Source organism: Flavobacterium sp. 22659 (assembly GCF_052044235.1).
GTDB lineage: Bacteria > Bacteroidota > Bacteroidia > Flavobacteriales > Flavobacteriaceae > Flavobacterium > Flavobacterium johnsoniae.
Map to the genome: position 1 here is coordinate 1 of NZ_JBQEMU010000023.1, position 4,205 is coordinate 4,205.

General features: G+C 33.7%; 7 protein-coding genes. 5 read left to right on the plus strand and 2 right to left on the minus strand.

Annotated elements, in window-relative coordinates:
- Positions 1-46 precede the first annotated feature (46 nt).
- Both ACTJIW_RS19480 and ACTJIW_RS19485 read right to left on the minus strand, forming a co-directional pair.
- A complete protein-coding gene (locus ACTJIW_RS19480; protein ID WP_053471240.1) occupies positions 47-886 on the minus strand; it encodes a DUF5777 family beta-barrel protein in 840 nt (279 codons plus the stop codon).
- Between the two features lie 27 nt (positions 887-913).
- Complete coding sequence (locus tag ACTJIW_RS19485) at positions 914-1,303, minus strand: hypothetical protein (protein WP_440715770.1); 390 nt, start codon at positions 1,301-1,303, stop codon at positions 914-916.
- A gap of 171 nt (positions 1,304-1,474) precedes the next feature.
- On the opposite strand from ACTJIW_RS19485, the gene ACTJIW_RS19490 reads away from it, so the two are divergent.
- The 5 genes from ACTJIW_RS19490 to ACTJIW_RS19510 form a co-directional block, all read left to right on the plus strand.
- Positions 1,475-1,843 (plus strand): hypothetical protein, encoded by a 369-nt coding sequence (locus ACTJIW_RS19490; RefSeq protein ID WP_184160480.1) that lies wholly within the window; start codon positions 1,475-1,477, stop codon positions 1,841-1,843.
- Between the two features lie 14 nt (positions 1,844-1,857).
- Positions 1,858-2,397, plus strand: a complete 540-nt coding sequence (locus tag ACTJIW_RS19495) for a YceI family protein (protein ID WP_440715771.1) — start codon at positions 1,858-1,860, stop codon at positions 2,395-2,397.
- Between the two features lie 46 nt (positions 2,398-2,443).
- Positions 2,444-2,995 carry a YceI family protein gene (locus tag ACTJIW_RS19500; RefSeq protein ID WP_440715772.1) on the plus strand — a complete coding sequence of 184 codons (552 nt, stop codon included), beginning with the start codon at positions 2,444-2,446 and terminating at the stop codon, positions 2,993-2,995.
- Positions 2,996-3,042: 47 nt separating this feature from the next.
- Positions 3,043-3,933 carry a helix-turn-helix transcriptional regulator gene (locus ACTJIW_RS19505; protein WP_440715773.1) on the plus strand — a complete coding sequence of 297 codons (891 nt, stop codon included), beginning with the start codon at positions 3,043-3,045 and terminating at the stop codon, positions 3,931-3,933.
- 91 nt (positions 3,934-4,024) lie between these two features.
- Positions 4,025-4,205, plus strand: a 181-nt coding sequence (locus ACTJIW_RS19510; RefSeq protein ID WP_440718473.1) for a ferrochelatase, incomplete at its 3' end; no start/stop codon positions are given.

Sequence of the window (4,205 nt, forward strand, 5' to 3'; positions counted from 1 at the left end):
GTTTTAAATACAGAAATTACCTAATAATTTAATTATAAAGGAGATACTAGAAAACTCTGGCAAGATTAAATCCAAAAAATATATCTCCTTTTGTCCAGTCGCCAGTAGTTCTTCCAAGATATCCGGCTTCATCAATTGCTTGTGAACTGGTAAAATGCATTTGAAAAACATGTCCGCCAGTTTCCAAATCAAAACCTATAGATAGCGGATTTTTATAAAGCGAGTTTGGTGCTCTGTTTAAATGCGCCGCATAATCCATATTTAAAGACCAGCGCTTAGCAAATTTATATCTACCTCCAAATCCTATGGCATATTGAGTATTGCTTTGATCTACATCTTCAACAAAATTTTGATGAAAGAATGACGGCACAATTTCTAAAGACAGTTTTTCAGAAAATTTTCTGGAAATCAGCAGCTGTGCAACATAAGTAAGTCTGTCTTTAAATTGAAGTTTCGGATACAGACTTTCTTTTAACGTGTTATTAATAGACAAACTATTAAACCCGGCAATAGTAACTGGGAAACCATCTTTTATTTGAGGAAACAACATATATTTTGTTGCAAAATCGTAAGCAAATTCACTTCTGGCAGCACTTACGTTGAGTCCATTTGTTAAACCGTAAATAAATTTTATTTGTGTATTGGCGTTATCCAGTCCGTAGAAACCTTCAAAACCATCTTTAATAGAACCAAATCGGTGTGCAACAACAAAATACAAATCGCCTTTTGCGGCCAATTTTGTAGACTCAAGATTAACGATTTTTAAGGCTTTGAATGCAGAAGTCACTTTTTCTTTTGCAGAAGGAGTTTCTACTCCAGACAATAAATCGGTTTGAGAGAAGGTTAAGAGCGGAAATAAAAAAAATAATAGAATAAAGTTTTTCATGAGGTTAGTTTTAAATTGTTATTTGTATTAGTGTACAACTGAAGATTGGTCTATTTTAAATTCCTGGAGCAGTTCGTCATATCCTAAAAAACGCCCTTTAATCTTGAGGTATTTTCCAGATATAATATTTTGCGGCAAAGGTTTTTTGAATGTGACAAATATTTTTTCGCTCATAACAATTCCATTACTGGCTTTATCAATACTTGTTACTCGTGCAGATAATTCAATTGTTTTGTCCTGATATTTGATGTAAGCCAGACTATCGTTTGAAGCAAACTCTCTTTCCAGTCCGCTGACCGTTACAGCATAATCGGCAGTTTCTGATTCTATATCTCTATGCCCTTTGTAGATGTAGAGGTACGCCGAAATTCCGATTATTATAAAAAGTGAAATTGCAATTAGTATTTTTTTTTTCATAACTGGTTTTTAGTATTTCAAATTATCTACGTTAAAAAATACCTATTGGATTTAAAACATTAAATATGCCTCTTGCCAAATCTGTATTATTCTTTTCAACGTATATGATTTTGAAATGCCTGATGATTCTTAAAAAAATCATGCATTTATTTATAACTAAAAACCAATCTTATGAATTTAAAAACCCTTCTGGCCATCTCATCATTAGCTTCAATTTTTGTAAGTTGTGCCAACGATGATCCAAGTACTTTAATTGACTCTACACCAATTAATGGTTTGGCAACATACAACCAAAATGTAAAATCTATTATTGATAATAACTGTGTTGTATGCCATGCCGCAGTTCCTAAAAATGGCGCGCCAATGTCTTTAGTTACTTATGAACAGGTGAAAAATGCAGTTTTAAACCGAGGGTTGCTTACACGAATTTCTTTAGAAAATGGAGATAGTTCCTTAATGCCACAGGGTGGCCCAAGATTGCCTCAAGCTACTATCGACATTATAAATAAATGGAATCAGGATGGATTATTAGAAAAATAATCTATAACAGCAACATGAAGAAAATCATAATAATGCCAATGATATTGGCTTCTTTTATTGTTTTTTCGCAAGAAAAAATAGTAACTAAATCTGCAGCAATAACTCTGGAAGCTTCAGTACCTTCTTTTCAGCCGGTTGCAGGAACTAACAGCAATGTAACTTTTGTTTTGAATCCTGCAACTGGAGAAGTGGCAAGTTTGGCTTTAATGAAAGGATTCCAGTTTGAAATGGCATTGATGGAAGAACATTTTAATGAAAATTACATGGAAACCGATAAGTATCCAAAAGCAGTTTTCAGGGGACAAATTGAAGGTTTCGATATTAAAAGCCTAACAGAAGATTATAAAGATTACACCATAAAAGGAAAATTAGAAGTGCATGGAAAATCCAAGGATATAAGTGCCGATGCAAAAATTACAAGATCGGGTTCCCGAGTCACCTTTATATCTGATTTTGAAGTAAATGCAAGTGATTTCAATATTCCAATTCCAGCGCTTATTAAATATAAACTGGATAATAAAGTCAAAATTCAAATTATTGCAGTTTTAAAATAAGACTGCACAAAACAAAATGATTTTATAAAAAAATAAAGGCAAAATAATGAAAAAAACAATACTTATTGCAATGCTGTGTGTTTGCGCCATTGGCATATCACAAGAAAAAATGATCAGTAAATCGGCAAAAGTCATTTTTGAAGCTTCCGTTCCTTCTTTTGAAGAAGTTAAAGCAGTAAATCAGAATGTTACTTTTGTTTTGAATCCAGCAACGGGAGAGATTGCAAGTTTAGCCCTGATGAAAGGTTTCCAGTTTAAGGTTGCTTTAATGGAAGAACACTTTAATGAAAATTATATCGAAAGTGACCAATATCCAAAAGCCGTATTTAAAGGAAAAATACAAGGGTTTGATCTTCAAAGCCTGACAGTAAATCCCAAAGATTTTATCATTAAAGGCAAATTAGAACTTCACGGTAAATCCAGGGATATAAATACTGCTGCAAAGATAAGCAGATCACTATCAGGGCTCAGCATTTCATGTAATTTCAGCGTTAATGCCAGTGATTTTAATATTGAAATCCCAAATTTGGTTAAAAGCAAGCTTTCCAATAAAATAAATATCCAGGTTGCCGCAGTCTTAGAAACCAATAGACAATAACCTCCTAAACACTATCTTGAAAAGTCAGTAATTTTTATATCAAAAAAATGGAGGAAGAAATACAAATTGAAGACGGCCTTACCCTTATCCGTTTCCAGAACGACAGCTCAGAAGCTTTTTCTGCACAGCACGAAATAGATGCCGGCCTGATACAGTTTCATTTCGGACTAAAAGGCAATGCATTTTTTTTGTCCAGTCCGGACCATTGCACTTTAGAATTGAAAGAGGAAAAATCACTGATTTTGTGCAATCTGCAGCAGCAGTCATTGCTTAAGTTAGAACTTTCTCCAAATTCATGGGTTATTTCTGTTATTGTTTCGATTAATAAATTTCACTCGTTATTTTCCGTTCAGGCAGATTATATTTCTATTTTAAGCCCCGATAAGAAGAAAAAAAAGTATTATACCGAAGGGAACATCAGTCCTTCTATGGCTGTTGTTTTGAGCCAGCTGTTTCATTACAGCCTTCATCCTTCCCTAAAGAACCTTTATTATAAAGGAAAAGGATATGAATTATTGAGTCTGTATTTCAGTAAAATGGAAGATCCAAACGCAGTGCAATGTCCATTTTTGATTGATGAAGATAACGTGCTGAAAATCAAAAAAGCCAGAGAAATACTTATCGCCAATATGGCCGAACCGCCAGGGCTGCAGCAGCTGGCAGATGAAATTGGACTGAATATGAAAAAATTAAAAATAGGCTTCAAACAAATTTATGGTGATACGGTTTATGGTTTTCTCTTTGACTACAAAATGGATTTTGCACTAAAACTATTGGACAGCGGTTCTTACAATGTAAATGAAGTCGGGCTGAAAATAGGATACAGCACCGGAAGCCACTTTATTGCGGGATTCAAGAAAAAATTTTCCACAACCCCAAAAAGATATCTGATGTCCATTAATACCAATCATAAAAACAGTATCGCTTTTATAGATTAGGGCATAAATAAAAATATATTAATTAATTTCTAAGAAGCGGCAAGCACTGAGTTTGAGCAAAATTAGAACAAATCTTAAAACAAAAAAGATAATGAAAGGAGTATTATTAGTAAATTTAGGATCTCCCGAAAGTCCCGCGCCAAAAGATGTCAAACCGTATTTAGATGAATTTTTAATGGATAAATACGTGATCGATGTTCCGTATTTATTAAGAGCTTTACTAGTTCGCGGCATTATTTTAAGAAAAAGACCAGAAGAATCTGCGCACGCTT

Coding starts and splice junctions, on each gene's coding strand:
- ACTJIW_RS19505 (WP_440715773.1), top strand. CDS start 3,043: ATGGAGGAAGAAATACAAATTGAAGACGGCCTTACCCTTATCCGTTTC.
- ACTJIW_RS19495 (WP_440715771.1), top strand. CDS start 1,858: ATGAAGAAAATCATAATAATGCCAATGATATTGGCTTCTTTTATTGTT.
- ACTJIW_RS19480 (WP_053471240.1), bottom strand. CDS start 886: ATGAAAAACTTTATTCTATTATTTTTTTTATTTCCGCTCTTAACCTTC.
- ACTJIW_RS19485 (WP_440715770.1), bottom strand. CDS start 1,303: ATGAAAAAAAAAATACTAATTGCAATTTCACTTTTTATAATAATCGGA.
- ACTJIW_RS19500 (WP_440715772.1), top strand. CDS start 2,444: ATGAAAAAAACAATACTTATTGCAATGCTGTGTGTTTGCGCCATTGGC.
- ACTJIW_RS19490 (WP_184160480.1), top strand. CDS start 1,475: ATGAATTTAAAAACCCTTCTGGCCATCTCATCATTAGCTTCAATTTTT.